This window comes from Butyricimonas sp. BSD2780061689_150309_C8 (assembly GCF_015560935.1).
Taxonomy (GTDB): Bacteria; Bacteroidota; Bacteroidia; order Bacteroidales; family Marinifilaceae; genus Butyricimonas; species Butyricimonas paravirosa.
Genome location: NZ_JADMSV010000032.1, coordinates 23380 through 47056, shown reverse-complemented (window position 1 = coordinate 47056; position 23677 = coordinate 23380). Strand labels below are relative to the sequence as shown.

General features: G+C 40.5%; 15 protein-coding genes. 9 read left to right on the top strand and 6 right to left on the bottom strand.

Features of this window, described 5'->3' with window-relative positions:
* Positions 1 to 76 precede the first annotated feature (76 nt).
* The 8 genes from I2I33_RS18240 to I2I33_RS18205 all read left to right on the top strand — a co-directional run bounded on the left by I2I33_RS18240 (position 77) and on the right by I2I33_RS18205 (position 12590).
* Entirely contained in the window at positions 77 to 1570 is a 1494-nt protein-coding gene (locus I2I33_RS18240) for a TonB-dependent receptor domain-containing protein (protein WP_195666864.1), read from the top strand.
* Positions 1571 to 1582: 12 nt separating this feature from the next.
* Positions 1583 to 3067, top strand: a complete 1485-nt coding sequence (locus I2I33_RS18235) for a RagB/SusD family nutrient uptake outer membrane protein (RefSeq protein ID WP_087421248.1) — start codon at positions 1583 to 1585, stop codon at positions 3065 to 3067.
* A 17-nt stretch (positions 3068 to 3084) separates the two neighbouring features.
* A complete protein-coding gene (locus tag I2I33_RS18230; RefSeq protein WP_162613789.1) occupies positions 3085 to 3780 on the top strand; it encodes a DUF4843 domain-containing protein in 696 nt (231 codons plus the stop codon).
* Positions 3781 to 3799: 19 nt separating this feature from the next.
* Positions 3800 to 5365: a PKD-like family lipoprotein gene (locus I2I33_RS18225; RefSeq protein WP_087421250.1), complete on the top strand. Its 1566-nt coding sequence runs from the start codon at positions 3800 to 3802 to the stop codon at positions 5363 to 5365.
* Between the two features lie 206 nt (positions 5366 to 5571).
* On the top strand, positions 5572 to 6498 hold the full coding sequence (locus I2I33_RS18220; protein ID WP_087421251.1) for an ABC transporter ATP-binding protein: 927 nt from the start codon (positions 5572 to 5574) through the stop codon (positions 6496 to 6498).
* An 8-nt stretch (positions 6499 to 6506) separates the two neighbouring features.
* The gene (locus I2I33_RS18215) at positions 6507 to 8810 is read left to right on the top strand and encodes a Gldg family protein (RefSeq protein ID WP_087421252.1); all 2304 of its coding nucleotides are present in this window, start codon (positions 6507 to 6509) and stop codon (positions 8808 to 8810) included.
* Between the two features lie 267 nt (positions 8811 to 9077).
* Positions 9078 to 11312: a GH92 family glycosyl hydrolase gene (locus I2I33_RS18210; protein ID WP_229128372.1), complete on the top strand. Its 2235-nt coding sequence runs from the start codon at positions 9078 to 9080 to the stop codon at positions 11310 to 11312.
* Between the two features lie 84 nt (positions 11313 to 11396).
* The gene (locus I2I33_RS18205; protein WP_087421253.1) at positions 11397 to 12590 is read left to right on the top strand and encodes a DUF4272 domain-containing protein; all 1194 of its coding nucleotides are present in this window, start codon (positions 11397 to 11399) and stop codon (positions 12588 to 12590) included.
* A gap of 105 nt (positions 12591 to 12695) precedes the next feature.
* Here I2I33_RS18205 and I2I33_RS18200 read toward each other — a convergent pair whose 3' ends face one another.
* The 4 genes from I2I33_RS18200 to I2I33_RS18185 all read right to left on the bottom strand — a co-directional run bounded on the left by I2I33_RS18200 (position 12696) and on the right by I2I33_RS18185 (position 20340).
* The gene (locus I2I33_RS18200; RefSeq protein ID WP_087421254.1) at positions 12696 to 14045 is read right to left on the bottom strand and encodes a TlpA family protein disulfide reductase; all 1350 of its coding nucleotides are present in this window, start codon (positions 14043 to 14045) and stop codon (positions 12696 to 12698) included.
* A 1-nt stretch (position 14046) separates the two neighbouring features.
* Positions 14047 to 15597: a RagB/SusD family nutrient uptake outer membrane protein gene (locus tag I2I33_RS18195; RefSeq protein ID WP_140402590.1), complete on the bottom strand. Its 1551-nt coding sequence runs from the start codon at positions 15595 to 15597 to the stop codon at positions 14047 to 14049.
* Between the two features lie 17 nt (positions 15598 to 15614).
* On the bottom strand, positions 15615 to 19016 hold the full coding sequence (locus tag I2I33_RS18190) for a SusC/RagA family TonB-linked outer membrane protein (protein WP_162613790.1): 3402 nt from the start codon (positions 19014 to 19016) through the stop codon (positions 15615 to 15617).
* Between the two features lie 142 nt (positions 19017 to 19158).
* Entirely contained in the window at positions 19159 to 20340 is a 1182-nt protein-coding gene (locus tag I2I33_RS18185) for a FecR family protein (protein WP_087421256.1), read from the bottom strand.
* A 386-nt stretch (positions 20341 to 20726) separates the two neighbouring features.
* Between I2I33_RS18185 and I2I33_RS18180 the strand changes: the two genes are divergently transcribed.
* On the top strand, positions 20727 to 21338 hold the full coding sequence (locus tag I2I33_RS18180; protein WP_087421257.1) for an RNA polymerase sigma factor: 612 nt from the start codon (positions 20727 to 20729) through the stop codon (positions 21336 to 21338).
* A 28-nt stretch (positions 21339 to 21366) separates the two neighbouring features.
* Here the strand turns inward: I2I33_RS18180 and I2I33_RS18175 are convergent, their stop codons facing one another.
* Both I2I33_RS18175 and I2I33_RS18170 read right to left on the bottom strand, forming a co-directional pair.
* The gene (locus tag I2I33_RS18175) at positions 21367 to 22134 is read right to left on the bottom strand and encodes a TIGR03915 family putative DNA repair protein (protein WP_087421258.1); all 768 of its coding nucleotides are present in this window, start codon (positions 22132 to 22134) and stop codon (positions 21367 to 21369) included.
* 64 nt (positions 22135 to 22198) lie between these two features.
* Complete coding sequence (locus tag I2I33_RS18170; protein WP_087421259.1) at positions 22199 to 23458, bottom strand: putative DNA modification/repair radical SAM protein; 1260 nt, start codon at positions 23456 to 23458, stop codon at positions 22199 to 22201.
* Positions 23459 to 23677: the final 219 nt, after the last annotated feature.

Below are 23677 nucleotides of genomic sequence, written 5' to 3'. Positions count from 1 at the left end.
TCTCTACTTAATTCTAATATTTTTTTGATGGGTCAATTTAGAGTATAATAGTGGGTCAAGTGACTTTATATTTTCCATGAGTCTTTTGTTGAGTTATAATCGGGTGTTCAAAGATCATAATGTTAATTTGAGCGTGGGGATGAACGTGCAGGATTCTAAAAGTGAGTATGAGTCAACAAAATATATAGGATTCCCTTCTTCTGATTTGAATAAACCTCAGTATGCGAATAAATTATCTAGTAATATACCCACTTTTTCTGATAACCACACGAGGTTATTCGGGGTGTTTATGATGGGGAATTATTCGTATAAGAATATTTATTTGGTAGATGTTTCCGTTCGAACGGATGGATCGTCCGAGTTTGGTAGTGACCGGCGTTTTGCAACTTTTTATTCTGCCGGATTGGGAGTTAACATGCATAATTATAGATTTTTAGTGGATAACCGTGTTTTTTCTCAGTTACGAATTCGAGGGACATGGGGAGAGACTGGTAAAGTGAATTATCCTCCTTTTGCTGCTCGTCACACGTATACGGTGCAGGCGGGAGCTTGGCATACGACCGGGATGGGAGCTACATTGACTTATATGGGGAATGAGAATTTGTCGTGGGAGAAAACGTCAACGTTGAATTTAGGGTTGGATTTGACTCTTTTTAAACGTTATACACTTAATTTGTCGTGGTATGATAAGGTTACAAATGATTTGATCACGGATGTTGCTATTGTGCCGTCTTCGGGTTTTACGAGTTATAAAGATAATATGGGTAAAGTGAGAAACCGGGGTGTTGAGGTTAACCTAAACGTGAATGCGATTCAAAAGCAGGATTGGGGATTGAACGTGTTTTTCCGTGCATCTCATAACAAAAATCGAATAATGGAGATTTCTGATGCGTTGAAAGAATATAATCAGAAGGTGGATGATTATTATTCGAAGTATCCTAATTATAATAAACCGTTGTTGAAATACACGGAAGGGGCTTCATTGACGTCAATCTATGCTGTTCGGTCGTTGGGTATATCTCCGGCGAACGGGCAAGAAGTATTTCTTGATGCAAATGGAAATGTTACCTATGATTGGAATACGACGAATCAGGTTGTAGTGGGTAATACGGAGCCTAAGTTGCAAGGATCTTTTGGATTCAATTTCCGTTGGAAGAGGTGGACATTGTTTACGGCAGCTTTGTTCGAGACAGGAGGTGATTTGTATAATTCAACTTTGGTGGATAACGTGGAGTGTGCCGATATATGGGGTAGTAACGTGGACAAAAGAGTGTACACGCAACGCTGGCTGGAGCCGGGGGATGTTGCCCCGTTGAAATCGATCAAGGATCGTTACCAGGTGACCCGTCCAACTTCCCGTTTTGTTCAAAGAAATCGTTTGGTGAATTGTAACTCTCTTTCTTTAGGATACGAGTTCGATCCTCATTTGGTTAGTCGAATTGGTTTTAGCCGGATGAAACTTCAGTTGAATATGAACGAGATTGCTTACACGTCCTCGGTAAAACGAGAAAGAGGGTTGTCTTACCCGTTTGCGAGAACATTTAATTTTACCTTGAATGTAACTTTTTAAAGGAATTTAGTTATGAAAAGAACATGGAATAAAATATGTGCAGGGATCATAGCTTGCGTCACGTGTTGGTCTTGTAATGATTGGTTGGACGTAGATTCCAGTACAACCGTGACACAGGAACAATTATACGGGAGCTATGAGGGGTTTCGGACAGCGATAAACGGGTTGTATTATTTGATTAGTCAGCAGGATTTGTACGGGCGTGATTTGACCTGGGGAGCAGCCAGCGTGTTGGGGCAAAATTATGACAATGATAATGTTAATTCTCGTTACTGGGATCTGGCAAGTTATACCTACGGTACTTCGAATGCGAATAAAATAACGGATCCGATATGGAAACGGGCGTTTAACGTGATTGCAAATTGTAATAATTTGATACAGCAGGTAGAAACGAAGGATACAACGTTTTTCCCTTACGGGAAAGTGGAACGGGATTTAGTGTTGGGGGAAGCTTTGGGGATGCGTGCGTTGATGCATTTTGAGATCATGAGGTTGTATGCTCCGGCACCCGTGCAGGATGACGGCAAGAGGTATATTCCTTACGTGACGAGTTATCCTCTTCATTTTCCAGAGAAAGAGACTGTTGATTACGTGATGGGAAGGATTATCGAGGATTTGGAATCAGCAAAGACGTGTTTGGCATATCATGATACGTTGTATAATGTGACAGCTGTTAAAAGTGTGGAAGCCAGGATTAAAGCGAATATGTCGACGGTAAGAGGCGGGTTGTTTTTTAACGGGCGTGCTACGCGAATGAATTATTTTGCCGCTTCGGCCTTGCTAGCCCGGGCATATTTATGGAAAGGGGATAAGGTGAACGCTTTGCGGTGTGCAAGTGATGTTTATGCTTACGGGCCAGATGGTTTGTCTGGAAAGAATTGGTTCTATTTCACGAAAGTGACTAATATGGGGGAAGCTAGTACTAAAAATGATGTGTATCGTAAGATGTATGAGGATATCTTGTTCACTGCGGTAAATCAAACCGAGTATGAGTTATTCGAGGCAGATCGGGGACCGGGTAGTTTTTATTATTTGAAAAACACGGATTTGTTGTTTGGAGAAGATAAGGATGATTGTAGGTTGAAAGTGTTGATTGGTAGTGATTATACTTCCTTGAGATGGCAAAGTCCGGATGCGTTAACTGATAAGGCTAAAGAGATAATTGCGTATCAAGGGCCTTTGGCTCCGGTGATTCGCTTGAGCGAGGTGTATCATATTATGTGTGAATGTTTGGCTGATACGGATTTGCCTCGTGCGGTATCGATTCTTCAAACTTTAAGAATGGCTCGTGAAGCGAAAATTCCTTTGAACGTGACGAGTAAAGACGAGTTCTTGGAAATCTTGTATAATGATATAATCCGGGAGACATTGTCGGAAGGTGGTAGTTTTTATATGCATAAGCGCCTAGGACGGGATATGTATAATGGGGAGGAAGATCCGATTGATATGACTGGTCATTGGGTTGTTCCCGTACCGGAGAGTGAAACTGATATTTAATGATAGAGTGTAGAGTTATGAATAAGATATATGTTATTTTCCTTGTTTTGGTGTTTTTCTCTTGTAGTGAAGAGAAGATTATGAGGTATAATGCACCGGAGAATTATATTCGCTTTACGAGTACCTACCAAGATTCGGTAAGAGTGTCGTTTGTTAATTACCCGACAGCAAGTTCGTTCGAGGTAAAGTTGCCGGTAGAGATTGCAGGTAACGTGCTCGCTTCGGCTTTGGATTACGAGGTGGTTGTGGATAAAGATATGAGTACCGGTATTGAGGGTACTCACTTTTCATTGGAACGAGTGACTTTCGGGGCTGGTGTTTTTTCTGACACTTTACGGATGAAATTAAATCGTACTGCAGATATGAAAAAGGATGAGTTCCGGATCGTTTTGCGTTTAAAAGATAATGGGAATTTCACGGTTATTCCTTCGGATAATGATTATGCCATCGTGCGAGTTAGTGATAAAATATCTCAACCGGATTGGTGGGATCGGGGTATCATAAATGATTATTTGGGTACGTATAGTGATGATAAATATACGTTATTTATTATCGTTACGAATCAAACGGACTTAAGTGAAACGTCACCAGCCGAGAAACGTGCTTACGCTTTGCAGTTTAAGTATTGGTTGGAAGATCAGGAAAAAGCTGGTGTGACAGAATATAATGGGATTAAATTGGCGGACATAACAGAGGTTCCGGTGAGAGGTTAATGTTTAATTGGAAAAGGTTATGAATAAAATTAGTTATATCAGTCTTGTGGCCGGAGTATTGATGCTGAATGGTTGTTACGAGGATAAAGGGCATTATGATTATACCCCCACGAATGGGATTACTTTTGAAGTGAATCCGCAAAATAAGACGTATTATTTGGGAGAGCGTTATTTTTATTCTCCAAAGGTGATATATGAGCAAGAGGGAGATTCCGTGAATTACAGTTATTGGTGGGAAATAATGAATAAAAAAGAAGGTGTTGCCGCTGTTGACACGGCCTGTGTCGGTTTCGATCTGGATTTTTATCCTAATGCGGAGAAGAGTGTTGGGGTGAGAATGTGTGCTATGGATTTGCGCACGAAGGTTGTGCATTCTTCCGATGAGGTGACGTTGACAGGACAGGCGGCTTTGAGTCAAGGCTGGTTGATTTTGAGTGAGAAAAGTGGAGAGTCAGCCTTGTCGTATATTCGGCCGGAAATGACGGATGATAAAAAGCGTTTCTATACGGAGTACCCGGATTTGTATAAAACACTTTACCCGAATGAGAGTTTGGGGAGTGGACCGAAACGATTGAGACAGATCATACATAATAATAGTACGGTTGTGGTCGTGATTCAAGAGAGTGGGGCATTGTATTTGAATGGGTCTTCTTATATCAAAGAGATGACTGTTGCCCAGGATTTCGTGGGGGATGTACCTGTCGGATTGAATGTGAAGGATTTCTTTTGGGGAAACGGGGTGGATTTTTTGTTGGATGAGAATGGAAATCTGTATTCTAGGGATTATTTTGATGATGGTAGAAAAGTCGATTTATTCACGACTCCTTTCACGGGTGTACGTATGCAGTTGGAAGGAGAGCGTTTGAATATTCGGGATATCATTTTTACCGGAAGACCCACGGCGGCTTTTTTTAATGCTTTTAATGATGCTGAAAATCGTCGGTTGTTGTGGTTTGGGAGCGGGTATAATACTTCTGCTATCAAGAAGTTTTATCCAATTCGTATGCTTGACGTGGACACGTTGATAAATTTGAATGATTACGGGGACTGGGATTTATTGTATATGTGTTCCGGACAAGAAGCATCGTGGAGTGATATACCCACTTTTGCACTTTTCAGGAAAGGAGATGTCGTGAAAGCTTTGAATATGCGAGTGGCTTATTTTGTTCCCACGGTAAACCCGCCTTTTTCTGCAATAGCTATGTCTAGCTGTGACCAATCGAATTTTGACGGGACGAAATATTTGAGTGAAGATTCTAAGTTTTATCGGTTAAGGCAACGTGCGTACTTTTTCTTTTCGAGTGGTAATACGATTTATTGGTATGATTTGTCAACCAAGAAAGCTTACAAGTTTGATGAGGTTGAAGGGGGAGATGTGATTGTGGATATCGAGACCAACTCGTCGGAAACAGAGTTAGGTGTTGTGACGGCTAATGGAATTTTCGCAACGTTTACGATAAAGAATGAACATCTTTTTGACCCCAAGCATTTGATTTATCAAAAAGATGGTTTCGGGCGAATTGTTGATCTTGAATTTAAATGGTCGAATTGGAATAAATATAATATGCCGAAAACCGATGAGTAAAAAGAGTTTGTCGGGGGAAACAAGTTTGATATTATAATCATGTAAATTTAATGTGTAATGTTTGGTAGAATGATTCAGTGATTGTAAAGGGGACTATGCGGTGCGAGTGAAATTTGAAATCACTGAATCTATTAAATCGAGAATTGATAAAGATCTATAAAAGACCTTTAGTGGAATGTATTGTGTAAATCTTATAACAAAAATGTATGGAACAATCTATTGTGAAGGTGGAGCATCTTTTTCACCGCTATTCGGTTCATTGGGCCGTTAAGGATATAAGTTTGGAAATAAATAAACATGGTATTTACGGGTTATTGGGGTCGAATGGTGCGGGAAAGTCGACCACGATGAATATTATGTGTGGGGTTTTGAAACAGACCGAGGGTGATGTGTTTATCCGAGGCATTGATACTCGTAAACATCCGGTGGAGGCTAAACGTCTAATCGGTTTTTTACCGCAAAAGGCCCCATTGCATATAGATCTTACGGTGGAGGAGTATTTGAAACATTGTGCTAATATGCGGGATATTCCGGGTAAACAGGTGGGAGAGGCGATAGATCAGGTCTTGGAACAATGTAATATAACACATTTTCGTAATCGGTTGATTCGTAATCTTTCCGGTGGTTATCAACAACGGGTCGGGATTGCTCAAGCTATTATTCACAACCCTGATTTTGTTGTGTTGGATGAGCCGACAAACGGGTTGGATCCGAATCAAATTGCTGAAGTTCGGAATTTAATTAAAAAGATAGCCGAGGAGCGTACAGTGATTCTTTCAACACATATATTGCCGGAGGTACAGGCTGTGTGTGATCATATTTTTATGATTGAAAACGGACAATTAATTTTCTCGGGAACGGTTCGGGATTTTGATAATTATATTATTCCGAATACGATATTTGTTTCTTTACGAGAAAATCCGGGGGAGGCTGAATTGAAGGAGTTGGAGGGTGTGCTTGACGTGAATTATCTAGGTGGAAGTTATTATCGATTGAAATATAATGATGCTATGGATGTGATAGACCGGGTGGTTGAAGCCAGTGTGCGTAAAGGTTGGCATTTAACAGAGATTCGTCAGGAAAAGAGTTCTTTGGATTCAATATTTGCAGAGTTGTCTAAAAAAAGTAAATAGTAAGTGATATGAAAAAGATATATAAGTTAGCATTGACGGAATTGCAAACGTTGTTTTATTCCCCGGTAGCTTGGTTAATTTTGGTTATTTTCTTGTTTCAAGTTGGAATGACTTATTGTTCTATTCTTGAACCGAAGGTGATGGGGCAGGAGTTAGGGCGTGTGCAAGGGAATTTGACGATGTCTATATTTTCAGGATTGAGAGGGTTATTCGAGTCAATTCAACGAAATTTGTATTTTTACGTTCCTTTGCTAACGATGGGGTTGATGAGTCGGGAATTTGGTAGTGGTTCTATAAAACTTCTGTATTCTTCCCCGATCACGAATACTCAAATTATTTTGGGTAAGTTTCTTGCCATGATGGTGTACGGGGTATGTATGATGGGGGGAGTTTTTATTGTGGTATTATATAGTGCATGTATCGTTCAGAATTTTGATATGCCGGTTGTTCTGGTGGGTATGTTGGGCGTCTATTTGTTATTTTGTACTTATGCGTCTATTGGTTTGTTTATGTCTAGTTTAACTTCCTATCAGGTCGTTGCGGCAATTGGAACGATTGCGATGTTTGCCGTGTTGGGATACGTTGGGAATTCTTGGCAGCATGTTGAATTTGTACGGGATTTGACTTATTGGTTGGCTATTAACGGACGTGCTAATCAATTTGCTAATGGGATGATCTGTTCTGAGGATATCGCGTATTTTGTTTTGGTTTCGGCCCTTTTTATCTCGTTGTCTGTCTTGCGTTTGAATGCTGTTCGGCAGAAAAGTACTTTGGCGATAAATTTGGGAAAATATATTGGGATTTGTGTGTTGGCTGTTATGCTCGGATATTTTACAACGTTGCCCGTGTTGAAATGGTATCATGATGCTACCCGAATGAAAGTAAATACATTAACTCAGAATAGTCAGGAAATCGTGAAAATGGCAGAAGGAGGAATGACAATTACTACGTTTTCGAATTTGATAGCCCCGTCGCGTAATGCGTATGCCTCGCCTGAAAATATAAATCGGGATAAAGAGCGTTTGTCTAAGTTCATTCGTTTTAAGCCTGAGATTAAATTGAAGTATGTTTATTATTATGATACGACCACGAATGTGGTGTTGGATCGTCATTTCCCGAATCATACTTTACGGGAAAAAATGGCAGAGGTGGCTGAAGTTTGGAAGTTGGATACCGCAAAGGTACGCCCTTATGAAGAGGTGGTTGTACAATACCCGGAATTGGCCGGGGAGGCCAAGAATTTTGTACGTTTGATCGAGCGGGAAAGTGGAGAAAAGACTTTTTTAAGGATATACGATGATATGATCGTGCATCCGGATGAAAAAGAGATAGCTGCAGCGATCAAGCGGATCGTGATGAAACTGCCCAAAGTGGGTTTTGTAACGGGACATGGGGAGCGTGATATTCACAAAGGAGGAGATCGTGATTATTTGCGTTTTTCTTACGATAAACCGGCTAGATATGCTTTGATTAATCAAGGTTTTGACGTGTGCGAAGTTCGTTTGGAACAGGATATCCCGGAAGAAATAAGTATTTTAGTTATAGCGGATGTCAAGACTGCTTATTCTCCAGAAGAATATGCCGTGTTAAGTCGATATATAGATCGTGGGGGAAATTTGTTGGTAGCAGGAGAGCCCCGGAGAGTTGAGGAGATGAATCCGATCGTGGAACCATTGGGTGTTCGTTTTCTGCCGGGCGTGTTGGTACGTCCGACAGAGGATTATCCGGCAGATTTGATATTAGGTAAAGCTACTCCGGCAACTGTTACGGATATCGCTTATGCTTTTACTTCTATGGTACGTTATGGAACGGTAGCTACAATGCCCTCTTGTTGTCCGATGGAATATACTGAGGATAAAGGGTTTCGGGTGATACCAATGTTAATGAGCGATTCTATAGGAGTTTGGAATGAGTTGGAAACAACAGATTTTTTGGATGATACAGTGCGATTGAATACTGCTATCGGGGAAATAGAAAAGTCGTGGCCGCTAGCTTTAGCTTTACAACGTCAGGTGGGTGATAAAGTACAAAAAATAGTGGTGTTGGGAGATGCTGACTGTTTGAGTAACGGGGAGGGAGGTCGAAATCGTCGAGAGGTTGTTGCCACGAATTATTTACTTGTGTCCGGTTCCTTTTACTGGTTGTCGGATGGTGAGGTACCTGTTGATACTCGTCGGGATCCGGCTCCAGATAGAAAGATTGAACTAGGAAAGGCGGGGATGCGTGTGACTACTTGGTTATTCTGGTGGGTGTTGCCGGGATTGTTGTTGATAACCGGAGTTATCGTGTGGGTAAGGAGACGAGGACGATAAATTTTTGGCAATTGTCTGATAAACAGATTGTGTTGCTCGGAAAGTTGGACATTTTTAATTCGAAACGAGGCGGTTTTTATCGTTGCGTTTCGAATTAGATTTAAGTATAGGTAAATTATTTTTATGTATTGTACCTCTTTTTTGCTTGTTTGTTGTTTTATATAGAGAGGGAGGATAAGGAATTTGTGTGTCGAATAAATGAAATCAATGTGTAAATGAATGAGTGATGAAATGAATCTATGTGTATTTTTGTTGTGTTTCGGGGCAATGTTGCCAAACAAAGAAGGGAGGAAAGAACCAGTAGATTATGTGAATCCTTTGATGGGGACGCAATCCACGTATGAGTTCTCTACAGGGAATACTTACCCGGCTATTGCTCGTCCGTGGGGTATGAATTTTTGGATGCCTCAGACGGGAAAAATGGGTGATGGGTGGGCTTACGTGTATACGGCAAACAAAATACGGGGATTTAAGCAAACACACCAACCTAGTCCGTGGATTAACGATTACGGGCAGTTTGCTTTGATGCCAGTTGTGGGAGCGCCGGAATTTGATCAAGATAAACGGGCGAGTTGGTTCTCGCACAAGGGAGAAGTTGCCAAGCCTTATTATTACAAAGTTTATTTGACCGAACATGATGTTGTTACTGAATTTACTACAACTGATCGAGCGGCTCTTTTCCGGTTTACTTTCCCAGAGAGCGAGCATTCGTATGTTGTTGTTGATGCGTTTGACCGGGGTTCATTTGTCAAGATTGTGGGTAACAATCGAATCGAGGGATATACGACTCGGAATAGCGGAGGGGTTCCGGGGAATTTCAAAAATTATTTCGTGATAGAGTTTGATAAGCCTTTTGAGTATCAACATACTTTTGCCGACGGGAAGTTGAGTGATGAGTTATACCAACAGGCGAATCATGCGGGAAGTGTGATCGGATTCCGCACGGAAAAAGGAGAAAAGGTACACGCTCGGGTGGCTTCTTCGTTTATCAGCTTGGAACAGGCGGAAAGAAATTTGAAAGAGTTGGAAAATGATGATTTCGATGTGTTAGTGGAAAAAGGTAGGACGGAATGGAATAAAGTGCTAGGGGCAATTCAAGTGGAGGGCGGTTCGCTGGATCAATATCGGGTATTTTATTCTTGTTTGTATCGTTCGGTGCTTTTCCCGCGTAAGTTTTACGAGTTTGATGCAGCGGGAAATATCGTGCATTATAGTCCGTATAATGGCAACGTGTTACCGGGATATATGTATACAGACACGGGGTTTTGGGATACCTTCCGTTGCTTGTTTCCTTTGTTGAATCTAGTTTATCCTTCCCGTAACAAGGAGATTCAGGAGGGGCTGATTAACACGTACAAGGAAAGCGGTTTTTTCCCAGAATGGGCGAGTCCGGGACACCGGGGGTGTATGGTCGGAAATAATTCGGCTTCCGTTTTGGCAGATGCTTACTTGAAGGGGATTCGAGTTGCCGATGTCAAGGCGCTGTATGAGGGGGTAGTACACGGGACTGAACACGTACATCCTAAAGTTTCCTCCACGGGACGTTTGGGACACGAATATTATAACAAATTGGGCTACGTTCCTTATAACGTGGGAATAAAGGAAAGTGCGGCTCGTACGTTGGAGTATGCTTATGATGATTGGTGTATTTATCGGTTGGCGAAAGCTTTGGGACGTCCGGAGGTTGAAGTCAATAAATATGCAAAACGGGCAATGAATTATAAATACTTGTTTGATCCGAAGACGAAGTTAATGCGGGGAAAGAATCAAAATGGGAGTTTTATGACCCCGTTTTCTCCTTTGAAGTGGGGGGATGCTTTTACGGAAGGAAATAGTTGGCACTATACATGGTCGGTGTTTCATGATCCGCAGGGGATAATTGATTTGATGGGGGGAAAGGAGGTTTTTGTTCGAATGTTGGATTCTGTTTTTACTATTCCTCCTTTGTTCGATGCGAGTTATTACGGGGGAGTGATTCATGAAATTAGGGAAATGACTGTGATGAATATGGGAAATTACGCTCACGGGAATCAGCCGATACAGCATATGATTTATTTGTATAATTATGCCGGACAGCCTTGGAAAGCGCAGTATTGGTTGCGGGAGGTGATGAACCGGATGTATACTCCCGGACCGGACGGGTATTGCGGTGACGAGGATAACGGGCAGACATCGGCATGGTACGTGTTCTCTGCAATGGGGTTCTATCCCGTGTGTCCGGGAACGGACCAATACGTGTTGGGGGCACCGCTTTTCCCAAAAGTAACGATTAAATTTGAGAACGGTAAAAAAATACAGATTGTTGCCTCGGGTAATGATGATAGGCACCGTTATATCGCATGGATGAAATGGAATAAGAAAGTATACACGAAGAATTATATTACTCATGCAGATTTGTTGAATGGCGGTCGAATTGAATTCCAAATGAGCGAGCGGCCGAATAAACTTCGGGGTATTGGAGATGAGGATGTGCCTTATTCATTTTCATTGAAAAGAGAGTAGAAGAGTGTCATGTTATATTTAGAGGCTTCGATGGTAAAATGGAAGCCTCTTTTCTTATCTTTGCTCTAAATTAAAAAGGAATATATGGAAAAAGCAAATTTAACTCTTTATACGGTAATCGGGGATTTCAGTCGTGTTGCCGAATCTATGCGTGTGCGTTTTCAGGACGTGACCAAGATGTTTACTCCCGAAGATGATCGCTGGATGATCTTGTTGCAGGATGATACGATGATCCGTTGCTCTATGATGGAGTCGGGAAGTCAAGCTGATCAAGTAGCTGAACACACGGAAGGTATGGCAAATTATTTTGCACGGGTAGACACTCCCTTGACTGCCATTAAAGAGGAGGTGATTCGTCAGATACAGTGTTTTAATTGTATCGTGGGGATCGAGTTCGAACTGGATGATAACCGAGACCGGACGAGTTACATCATTAACACGTTTTATGACGTGGCGGGAGATGTGAATGGCTTTTTGCTTTATCCGAGTATGAGTCTTTTTGATAGCAAAGGAAAGTTGCTTTTTTCCGTCAAGGGTGAGAGTGAATACGAGACATTCCGACCGGTGGCGAATTCCGACTTGTTAGAGGTGGGACGTCCGGAGGCGGGAGACGTGGATCAAGCCCGTCGGGAACGTTCTTTCGTACGTTTGAAAGAGGCGGGAGTGCCTTATATGGAACATTTACCTTGCGAGGTATTGGATTGTGAGGCGATGATAAGAAAGCCGGAAGAAATAGCTCGTCGTGCAGAAGCCTTGTTTGCCGTGGCCTTGTATTCAGAGGTGATGTTATCGGAAAACCCGGATCGGGAAGAGGCTTTAGGGTTTGTGGCCCGGGTTGACGAGGGGTATCATATCATGGATGAATTTACTCCGTTAGAAAGGGCTTATCTGGAAAATCCTTCTCCTGAACAATACGATTGTATCCAGTTTTTGTGGCGTTACGAGTGCTGTGCCGTGTTATTGTGGGCGTTGGGAATTGTCGAGTTGCCTTATCCTTCGGCTATTTGTGATGTTCCATATATCGCTCGCTTATTTTTTGATCACAAGGAGAACGGGACGGTGTTGGGGTTGGGTGAAATTCGGGATCGGCAGGAGATTTTGGACGAGGCAGATCTGACGTTGCGTTATGATTGGGCTTGCGTGGATGCCCGTGTAAAAGGCGAGGAGGCTCCGGCGTCCTTGGATGGTGGTGTTGTGATGGAACGGCATTATGCTTTTAATTGGTTGATTGGGGCAAGTGATGGGGCAGAATGGGATGAGATTCAGCCGACAACATGAATTAATATGTGAAATATATTTGAATTATTATCTATTTAAAAGGAACTTTGGCGATACCTCAAGAGTGTCGCCAAAGTTTTCTAATATCAGAGTTCGGATTATAAATTATAAGGAAATAAGGGAATCCAGTAACTCCGTTGTTCGAGGATCCGTAGGACGACTCATATCTGCTTCAATAATTTTCCCCTCCCGATCCAATAATATAAAGCGAGGGATACTGCGTACGACAAAAGATTCTATAAAAGAATTTCCTCTTCCTCCATATAATTGTATTCCTTGCAGTTGTTCTGTTTTCACGAGTTTTTCCCAAGCTTTTTTGTCTCGGTCTGTCGAGATACTGACGAAGGCAATATCTTTTCCTTCATATCTTTGTATAAGTTGTTCCAGATAGGGTTGTTCGGCACGGCATGGACGACACCAAGTTGCCCAAATGTCGATATAAACGTACTTCCCAGCTAGATCGGTTAAGTTGACCTCTTTTCCTTCAATATCCAGACAGTTAAATGTCGGAGAGGGTTGTCCTTTTACCAATTTTAGCCATTTCTGGCATAAATCGTCGAATTTCAGCTTTTTTCCCGATGCTTTAACATTATCGTGATAAAAATGAACAATCTCTTCCAAATGGTCAGTTCCATTTTTTTCCACATAACGAGTTGTTATTTTATCCATCAAGAAGTCCTTGATTATTTGATTTTTGACCTGTTTGTCTATATATTCCATTTGTTTTTTCAAGAACCTCCATTCATTCTGTTCTCGTAAGCCCTTTAAGCCGAAGGCTTGCACTAAATTTTGAAGAGCAGTTTGGTATTCGGGCATATCTATCAACTCTTCTTCTTCCGGAATCTGTTGGGATATATAGGTGTAAAATGCATCCGAGGCTTCATATTCCTGTTTTTGAAGTTGATATTTCTGATAAGAAGGATAACGAGGTAGATAAGCATATATCAGGTAATGAATTCTTTTCTTCTCTATAGCTGTGAAGGCAGAGTCGAAATGCATACTATCTAACATCTCCGATAATTTTGTTTCCCATGTTTTCAAACTTTGTATGATCCCAGCCTCATCCGTTTTATAATCGGGATAAAATTCACGTAAAGTTTTATTATTCAGGTATTCATTCTTGGGAGCTCCGCTTCCTGCGAATTTGACCTCCATTTCCCAGTTTTCAATTTTTAGAAAAATCTCAAGATTCTTGTTCGGTTCGATGTAAATAGGAACAGAAACCCCGTGATAACGGAAAATGGCATAATCAGCCTTTTGTTTAGGATCCAATGTTAAAGCGGCACCACAAGTTTTATCAAGATAGGCTGTATAAACAGAATCCCGGGTTATAACAGAAACTGCAGAATCATTTTCCATCAATCCTTTCACGTGCATACGTACATCGGTTACAGGTGCTTGATAGCACGCTGTAACCATTGTGAGTAATATGACATAAATATACCACTTGCTCATATCAATACGTATTCTGTTCTAATTCGGGGTTCAATTTCAGTTCTTCTGACGGAATAAGGAAAACAATCCGACGGGAAGAGAGAGGATCAATTTCATTGTACTGATGACCGATATAATCCGGATAAACAGTTGTTACCTCCTCCCGTGACAGCTTTATTCCATTACGCGTGTAGTCATAGAATACTTGCGCTTCAAATGCTAATTCTCGACGTCTTTCCATAAAAATGGAATCTTTCAGTTGTTGCCCCCCAATTCCACTTAATGTGGTTAAGCCCGAGCGTTCTCGAATTTGGTTGAGGTCTATCAAGGCTTTTCCATCTTCTCCTAATTTAGCATAAGCCTCGGCTCGGTTCAAAATGACTTCTCCTGTACGAATGAAAATTGTCGGACATTCAAAGTCCACGAATCCAGGAAATAATTCAAATTCCCCTCCATCATATTTTGTTGTGGTATATCTTCCTTGATGTCGGATAGAAGGGGTAGTAAAGTATTTCCATCGGAGATCTTTCTCTTTATCCATAATTTTCTCGTAATCTTTGGAGATAACTGCCGGACAGGGAAATTCCTCTTTAGAGTCGGTAAATCCTGACCATGAATAATAGGAATGAAGATAACTGGGACTGTCTGAGGGAAAGTTTGCAGGATTGAATGCAAAAAGTACTTCCGGGTTAGTTTTCGGATCTTTCAAGTATAAATCCTTATATTCCTCTCCCTTGAGAATGTCTATTACGTCATTCTGAATTTCAAATACTTTATCTGCGTAAGTAATAGCCAGCTTGTTATACTCTTCATTCGGAGTGTTGGGCAGGCCTCCCATGTAAAGGTATACCCGGGAAAGCATTCCATAAGCGGCAGCTCGGTTTGCAAATGATCGATCTATTTTTTCATCTGGTAAGTATGATGCAGCTTTTTTGAAATCTTGAATAATACGTTCATAACAATCTTTTACACTACTTCTGGGTAACAATCGGCCGCTTCCAGTCGTGTCCAAAGGTATGCCCGGATTTTTTTCAGGCTCGTTCCAATATGGTAGTCCGAAAGCATTGACCGCGTGGAAAAAGAGCAGACCACGAATAAAGTAATTTTCACCTTTTAATTGTTGCAGTTCATCTAGGCGGGACTGTTCGGTCGGTTCGGTTTCTAACAATTTTATGGCTTCGATATTTTTAGATGCTCCTATAACAATCTGGTTCATTTTAATCCACATTGGCCAGGCAAAAGACTGTTCTTTTTGATCACTGTATAAATAAAAATGTGCATCCGGAGCTCCCAAGGCAATATCCGAAGTACCTTCAAACGGTTCTGCGAAGACGACATTGTTTCCTCTAAATTCTCCTAGGGTATGATAAACGACTTCATAAATATAGTCGAAATTAAAGCCTCCGACTTTCCCATAAAATAAGGCATACAAACCGGATGTTGCATTTACTACATTCTCAAATTTTTTCAGATAGGTAGAGGCATCCGACATATTGTGAGGTCGCATTTCATCTAGACGGGCATCACAACCTAAGAAAATCAGAATCCAAATGAAGCTAATATATCTTTTCATAATCAGTTATTTAACCATTAAAAAGTAAAATTCAAACCAAAGGCATAACGACGGGGAGCTGGCCAGTCTCCCAGGTTCTCCGGATCAGCTCCGATAAAATTACGAGAAGTGATCACGCCGACATTATCACAGGTAAAACTTAATGACAAGTGCTGAATCCGTATTTGGCGTAACCATTTCTCCGGAAAATTGTAAGACAAGCGGATCTTAGAAAATCGAACATGTCCGGAATTGATGTATCCAAAAGAAGTTGTGCCATAAAGATTTTGTGTATACGAAGGATCACTATTGACCATAGGGATATCTGCATCATCTCCAGGTTTTTGCCATATTTTTAATCCCGATGGTATTTTGTACATATTGTTATACAGCCAAGCAGTTCCGTCCGTGTAACTTGTTTTGAGAGAACTATATGCTTTATAACCAAAACTATAAGTCATGTGTAGGTAAAGTTCAAAGTTTTTGTATTGGAACGTGTTGGTAAATCCTCCGTAATAGGGAGCCCGTTTTAATCCAATGTTCTGATAACTTAGTTCTCCGTTTCCAGAAGTTGCGCTGGTCAAGGTGTTTACGTACTCGATTGTACCATCCTCGTTTACCCGTTCGTAAATTGGTTTCCCGGTTTCTTTATCCACGCCGTTCACCTTCACTTTTTTCAACATATCGATATTGTCGCCTTCATAAAAAGTACGGCCTTCTCCGTCTACAAAATATCCATCATATAATTTTGTCAATTCATTCTTGTTGTGACTGAAGGTGAAAGTGGTATACCAGTTGAAAGTAGGTGATTTTAGAGTATGAGTGTTTAAAGTCAGTTCCACACCTTGATTTAACATTTCTCCTACATTTTTGTATTGGGCTCCTACTCCGATTGCAGCAGCGGTTGCAACACTCATGATTAAGTCACTATTGCGGCGTCTGTAGTAATCAGCATTTAAACGAATTCGGTCATTTAAAAATCCCATATCCACTCCTAGGTTAAAAGTATAGGCGGTTTCCCAGGTTAATTGGTCGTTCCCCAACTGATTGATCACGGCAGGATAAGAAGAGGGGTATAAGGGATGTTCACGGTAATAATCTTCGTAATCTTTCCCGATAGCATATAGAGTGTAGTTCAAGTAATCTATACCGGCTTCTTTACCTGAAGTTCCGTAACTTAAGCGTAATTTAAGGAAAGATAAAGCCTTTTGTTTTTGCATAAATTTCTCCGAGGATACTAGCCAAGCACCACTTATAGAATAGAACTTCCCGTAACGGTTATCCTTTCCGAAATTGGTAGAGGCATCTGTACGGAAAGATACCGAAGCCATATATTTGCCTTTATAGTTATAATTGGCCTCAGCAAAGAGAGAAAAACTTCCCGATTCACTCTCACTTCCGTCCGGCACGTAAGAGGATTGAATCTTTTTTCCAACTTTTGAGAATCCTCCTACATTTCTTTCACCAACAACACTTTGGTCATACATGGATAGATTTGAACTACGGGAGTGGCGTTCGTAATACTCTTGTCCTAGAAGTCCCGATATGTTATGGTCATTAAAACGATATTCCATCCGGAGAATGTTAGAAGTTAGGAAACTATCGTCTCGGGCATCACTGATATCCAAAATTCCGTTACTGAAGTTATTGTTGCTGTAATTTCCGGAATAGGTTCTACTATCCTGATAATTATTGGTATTGGAATAAATCCGTGTATAGGTATTTACGGAAGTGAAACTCATCCAACTAAAAGGATGTAACGTTCCGCTAAAAGAGCCCATTAGGTTGTCATTGTGGCTGATACTGCTGTTATATTGATTATCCATTAGGGGATTCACGAGGTCAACATTATACATGGCAAACCTTCTCCATTGTGGGATGCTCTTTTTTAGCTTGCCATCTTCGTCGTAAGGAGAAAGCCAGGGATGGTAGTCTTCAAAAGAACCGCTATTAGGACTTTCATACTTGGAGAATGTTCCGCTCAGATTGATTCCTAGGGTTAAGAATGGAGTAACATCATAATCCATACGTAATTTTAAAAAATTGCGAGTCAGGTAATTATCGATTTTTGTTCCCTTTTCATCAAAATAATTATAGGATAAATAGTAACTAGCTCGTTCGCTTCCCCCAGAAATATTGACACCTATACTTTTGGTAATCCCGTGTTGATATTGTAGATCTCGCCAATCGGTTGTATGGGAAAGATCAAAATTCTGGGATAAAGAGCTTAGCGTGTCTCGGATAAATCCATCTCGATCGGGATATTTAGCTTGTAAACTATTATTCCCATTCCACCAGTTCGTTAGGCTCATTTTACCGTAATCAAGTAGCTCCTCTGAAGTCATATATCGTAATCCTCCGAAGTTCTGAACGCTGAGACCAAATTTCATATCTACAGAAGTTGTTTGTCTACTTTTCTGACCTTTTTTCGTGGTAATCACGATTACACCCATGGCAGCGCGTGATCCGTAAATTGCAGAAGATGCTGCGTCTTTTAATACCGTTATTTCTTCTATGTCATTGGCTGCTACGACCCCGTTGATGTTGGTAAAATCAGTAACGATCCCATCAATCACGATCAAAGGATACTGTTTACTATCATATAACGTACCGACACCTCTTAATAGTAAAGAGTTGTTTCGTGCCGGGTTTCCGTCACTACCTGAAATTTGTAAGCCCGTCGTGTGTCCTTTCAAGGCTGACAAGATATCTCCATTAACCATGTTTTGGGCAACTTCTTTTCCATGAAACTGTTGTGCGGCCCCGGTCAATTCATTTACTTTTCGGACAGAATAACCAGTTACAACTACTTCATCCATTTCTGTGATATCTTCTTCCATTGTCACGTTAATTTCAATTTGCCCCTTATAAGGGATTTCTTGAGTTTTCATCCCGACAAGTGAAAATACTAAGGTTTGGTTACCTTGTGGGATTTGGAGGCTATACGAACCATTCACATCAGTTGCAACCCCTAACGTGGTTCCTTTGAGTAAAACGGTAGTTCCGGGTAGAGGAGTGCCCGACTGATCTAGCACAACTCCCTTTACTGTTCTATCTTTCTTTGCCTCTGTTTGGGGAATAGATTTTAATACAATCAATATCCGCTGATCTTTGTACTCAAAATCATAATTACTGTTCTTGAAAAGAATCCGCAATGCTTCTTCTACCGGGACCCCGGAAACATCCAAAGAAAATTTCTGATTTTTATCAATCACGCCCTCTTGATAACCGAAGGAAATATTTGTTTGTTCATTCATTAACAACAGGATTTCATCTAAAGATACATCCCGGACATGAATAGTTACCACTTTATTTTCAATAGAGAGGCTTAAGATCGGCTGAGCCGGATCGATTGCAGCCGTTGTCTGAATCGGCAGTAAAATTACCGCCAAAAGGAAATAAATACACCAAGCATTTTTTGCTACATACTTTTTTTTCATAATTTTGTATAGCATTTGGTAATACAAATTAAGTTCAACTTATTCACACATTACTGAATCACTGCTTTCCGACAGATACTGACGCCAATCTGATTCTGCGGGAAAGTCTGAAAAGGGCATCCCTGGGATGCTCTTTTATTTACTACTCTGTTTTATATTCCATATCTCCGGTTTTAGTTATTTTTATGTTTGTAATTTTTGTGATAAATTTGAGGATGTCCTCTAATGAATTATCCTTGTTCGTAATTAAAGTCAGTTTCATATCTTTTACGTCTACTTGGATGTCTATCTGTACTCCGTACCATATTGACACTTCTGATAAAATCCGTTCTAGAGTTTGCCCTTTAAAAACAAACATATTTTCCATCCACATGATGTAATCCTTGGGATTAATCTCTTTCACTTGAGTCTTTCCGGTCTCTGGCTGACAAACGACTATTTGTGAAGGCTTAATTCTGATTTCTTCTTGGTTTTCTGCTTTAAATCCGATACTTCCTTTGACTAATACGACTTCAAGGTCACTGTTAGCTCTGGAACGTATATTAAATTGAGTTCCGTAGACGGTTACATTATTCTTTCCCAGTCGTACTAAAAAAGGTTTATCTGATTTTGCCACTTTAAAAAATGCTTCTCCAATTAGTTCAACCTCCCGTTTATCTCCTGTAAAACTTACTGGATATCGGAGTATACTCCCCGCATTTAGTATAACCTCTGATTGGTCACTAAGTTTTAGTGTGTAGGTATATTGTTTAGGAACAATTAGTTTGTTGTAGCGAAGAGTTCCGGATTGGCTCGTTACTGTATATTTTAGGGAATTTCCTTGCGATTTTTTAATTTCATAATCTTGGCTAACGATTGCTTGGGCATCATCTGCTAAAATCAAGGAACTGTCGTTCTCTAAAATCAAAGTTGGTTGGGTATATTGTTCTGTTATCGTCTGGCTATACCAATCATCATATTTTTCCACTTGTCGTTCAGATTGCGTCCAAAAGATAATGGCTATAATGGCAGCTACTGAAGCTGCGATATGATACCATATTCTGAATCTTTTTTGTTTCGGTTTTTCTTTTCTCATTTGTGCTAATAATAAAGCCAGATTTTCTTCTTTATTTTCTTGAGCCAAACGATTATAATATTCCCGGTGAATTTCAGAGGAAGTCAAACGATCAATTAATTCTCCAGAAAGATGATTCTCCTTTAAAAAAGTGTCGACCTCCTTATTTTCTTCCAAACTCAGATTATTATTATAGGTTGATAATAACTCATTCGTGAGATGATGAGCCCGATGATAATAATCTTCAAATTCCTTATCTTCCAATTTCATAGAATGTTCATTTTTTACCGATTTAATTTCCCTTCTCCGGGATGTTTAAATACTCGAAGAACTCTGAACTTGTTACTTCGGGATATTTATAAAGGAAACGCGTGACACGAAAAAATTTACTTCAAAATCGGATATTTTTTTTCTAAAAAAGAAAATATATAGAAAATATAGCTGATTTTTAGTTGTTTGTGATGTGCAAATTCTTTTGTTTTTTTGCTATAATATATTCGTTTTTTCTATGCTAATAGGGATAAATAAGATAAAGAAACTATAACAACTTCTTTTTGTATTTGCAAGTTTCTGATTTTATGAATTAATTTGCTATTTAAAACAAGGTTCCCGTACTAATGAGGTGAGTATTTTTATCGGCAATATATTTAACAAGGATGATGATACCGGAAAAAGAGGAAACTATTTTGCTAAAAAATTTTAACCGTAGGATAGAGAAAGATTTCGGAAAAGTCTATTCTCTGTTCTATAATGATTTGTTTTATTTTACAGCAAAATTATATCAGCATACAGAAGTGGAACCCCGTGATGCCATTCACGATGTTTTTTTAAATTTGTGGCAATCACCTTCACTAAAATTTGAACGTTTAACCGATATAAAGGCTTATTTATATGTTTCTTTACGGAACCATTTTAAAAGTTATATCAGACATCATCAATGTGTCGAAAAGTATAAAGCTGGCCAGTTGTTGGATAAAGATTCATTTGAAGTAGATATTATTGAAAGTGAAACTCTTTCGACTTTTCATTATATCTTGGGATTATTGCCTGAAGAGAGTGCTGAGATTCTAAAACTATTTTTCGATGGTTGGAAAGTGGAGGAAATTGCTCAAAAATTAGGTAAAAATAAACAGACAATCTATAATAAAAAGTCGGAGGCTATCGCTTATCTTAAAAATAAACTTTCTAAAGATTCATTACTCCTTTTATTTATCTTGGTCAATTCCGAGCGGTTACAAAGGGAAAAATGGGGACAGAAAGATCTCTAATTGGGAGATTCTTGCTTTAGAAAATGAGTTATCCCTTTTTCTCCGGTAGGTATTTCCAAAAGCGGGCAGGGAGATTTTGACGATGTAGTTTAGGATTCAGGCGTTCTTTTATAGTAATTGCCTTGAAATAGGTCTGCCAGAGTTTTTGAAAAAGTTTTTCGTCTTGATCCATGATACTTTCGTCGAGGAATCCGCTTTGAAGATGTCCTTCTTTTTGTTCAAAGTGTACTTCGGTGATGGTTGACAGGTCGTGATAATAACCGTATTCCCGCTTGAGGTCATAGAGCAGCCATTTTTGATCGGCAAAACGATCCTGAAGATAGGGAATCACGAGCGAGATTACGTTATATAGCGGTTTCAAGGCGGCAAAATAGGTGCCGTCGGCAGCTTTCTGAAAGCGCAGGAATTGCATGACCCGTAACCGTTCGTTGTTTACCTTTTTCCAGACTTTGGAAAGTTCCAGCACATCGGGATCCCCGAAATTGAGTTCGATGGAACGGGGTGCGTCGATGGCTTTGTGAATGTAACGGAATAGTACGAGGTCAATCTCCGGGAGTTCGGATAGCCAGCAGGTTGTAAGACTGGTAAGGGCCGAGGCGGATAGTTTCTTTTGAAGTCCTTTCCATACCCGGTTACTTCTTTCCTCATCCGTAACGACTGTGATGATTTCATCATAAAATAAAGGAGACGTTTCTTCTGCTGCTAGCAAAACATCGGGAAATCTTTTGATGCTATAAGCGTCAAAAATCGCTGTTAACAGTCCTTCAAAGGTTTTGTCGTACCGGAATATGAGCATATTAATTTTAGATTTATGATTTTAGATTTACGATTTCAAGTGCCATGAAGTCGAATTAATTCAATTAATAAATGAACGGGATGATCAATTGTCCATCGTCAATGCGGGTAACTTTTCTTTGTGTTAGAATACGCCTTACGTTTTCGGGTTTTATTTCGTTAATGGTTCGGGTCGGTAGTTCATTACACGTGATAAAATACTGGGCTTTTTTGAGAACGACACCGATTTGTTTCAAATGTGATGTCCCCAAGCGGGAATAGCGGCGGGCCGTGAGAATCATCTTGGCAGACTTCACCCCAAGTCCGGGGACACGTAATAACATTTCGTAATCCGCCCGGTTGATGTCCACGGGGAATGCCTCCGGGTGACGAAGAGCCCAGGCCAGTTTCGGGTCGATCTCTAGGTCTAGATCAGGATAGGAGTCATCCACGATTTCATCTACTTTGAAATTGTAAAATCGGAGTAACCAATCGGCTTGATACAATCGGTTTTCTCTTACAAGAGGTGGTTGCTTCAAGGCCGGCAGACGGTTGTCGTACCCGTTGACGGGGACGAATCCCGAATAATATACTCTTTTCATGCTTGGACGTTTGTAGAGTGCAGAGGTTAGGTGTAGAATGTCCTTATCCGAATCGGAAGTTGCTCCCACGATCATCTGTGTGCTTTGTCCCGCGGGGACAAAGCGGGGGGCATGGCGGTATTTCTTTCGTTCCTCGGCGTTTTGTAACATACCTTGTTGGATATAACGCATGGGGGTGAATACACTTTGAAAATCTTTTTCCGGGGCAAGAAGTTGCAGGCTTTGTTCGTTGGGGATTTCGATGTTTACACTCATACGATCCGCGTATAAACCAGCCTCGTTTACCAGTTCTTGGCTGGCCCCGGGAATACTTTTCAAATGGATGTATCCGTTAAAGCGGTACACTTGCCGCAAGTCTTTTACCACTTTCACCAAACGTTCCATCGTGTAGTCTGGATTGCGTACTACTCCTGAACTGAGGAAGAGTCCCTCGATGTAATTCCGGCGATAGAATTCTATCGTTAGGTTCACGAGTTCCGAGACGGAGAACGTGGCTCTCGGTAAGTCATTGCTCCTGCGATTGATGCAATAGGCACAATCGTAGATACAGTTGTTCGTGAGCATAATTTTCAGTAGAGAGATACAGCGTCCGTCTTCCGCAAAACTATGACATATACCCCATCCTTCAGCGCTTCCGATTTGCCCTTTTTTGTGAGAACGAGAGGTCCCGCTAGATGCACAGGATACATCATATTTCGCTGATTCAGCGAGTATTTTTAGTTTATCGAGTACTCTTTCATCCATTGTGAACCGGGGTTATGTCTTCTTCACAAAGATAAGAATAAAAAACAGAAGGTAGTGTGTTTTACTCCTATATCGAAAGGGATTTTCAAGGGGAATTCCGGTATGTCTCGTAGGTAGGTCAACGATAGGTTAACGAAAGGTTAACGAAAGGTTAACGAAAGGTCAACGATGTGGCGGGTTGATCTGCTTTTGATTTTTTCTTGAAATTTAGTTTATGTA